Source organism: Carboxylicivirga sp. M1479, assembly GCF_007097485.1.
In the GTDB taxonomy this organism is placed as follows: domain Bacteria; phylum Bacteroidota; class Bacteroidia; order Bacteroidales; family Marinilabiliaceae; genus Carboxylicivirga.
Genome location: NZ_VKDE01000084.1, coordinates 1 through 897, shown reverse-complemented (window position 1 = coordinate 897; position 897 = coordinate 1). Strand labels below are relative to the sequence as shown.

Below are 897 nucleotides of genomic sequence, written 5' to 3'. Positions count from 1 at the left end.
TACCTGCGTTAACCAATCAGGGCACTCAAAAGGAACACGAATACCTTTATTGGGAATTTAATTCTGTGGGTGGTCGAAAAGCCGTTAGAATGGGTAAATGGAAAGGTGTGCAGTATGGCATTAGAAAAAATCCTGAAGCACCCATACAGCTTTTCAACCTGGAAGAGGATCCGGGTGAAACGCAGGATATAGCAGCCCAACATCCTGATGTGATTAAACAGATTAAAGCCATCATGCAAGAGGCCAGTACCGAGTCGCCCCTTTTTAAATTTTAGAAACGTAGTAATATTTAATATGAAACTAAGTATATTTTTCGCAATTATTATAGTAGTTTTCTCAGCATGTTCACAAAGGCCTGGGGATTCTGATGTTCAAAAACCAAATATCGTCATTATTTATGGTGATGATGTGGGGTACGGTGATGTGGGAGCCTATGGTTCTGAACTTATTCCAACGCCTAACATTGATAAACTGGCAGAAGGTGGATTACGCTTTACCGATGGACACTGTACAGCTTCAACCTGTACACCTTCACGTTTTTCGTTGTTAACAGGTGTATACGGTTTCAGACATAACGCCAATATATTACCTCCTAATGCTCCTCTAATTATACCTGTTGATATGATGACCCTGCCGAAAATGCTAAAAAAAGCTGGCTACGAAACTGGTATTGTAGGGAAATGGCATTTGGGTATTGGAGAGAAAGGTGTATTAACTAATTGGAATGGAGAGGTGAAACCAGGTCCAATTGAAGTTGGGTTTAACTCTTCGTTTCTACTTCCTTCTACCAACGATCGTGTGCCAACGGTTTATTTGGATGGACACAGGGTGCTTAACCTGGATACAAAAGACTCACTTTTTGTTGGGAGTAAAAAGTATGTCACGAGTAAAAAGCAT

1 protein-coding gene and 1 pseudogene are annotated in these 897 nt (G+C 40.6%); both read left to right on the top strand.

Features of this window, described 5'->3' with window-relative positions; genetic code table 11:
* Nucleotides 1-275, top strand: a pseudogene (locus FNN09_RS21255) (arylsulfatase); the annotation flags it as partial.
* 19 nt (nt 276-294) lie between these two features.
* A partial coding sequence (locus tag FNN09_RS20870; protein ID WP_143304425.1) for a sulfatase-like hydrolase/transferase occupies nt 295-897 on the top strand: 603 nt, incomplete at its 3' end.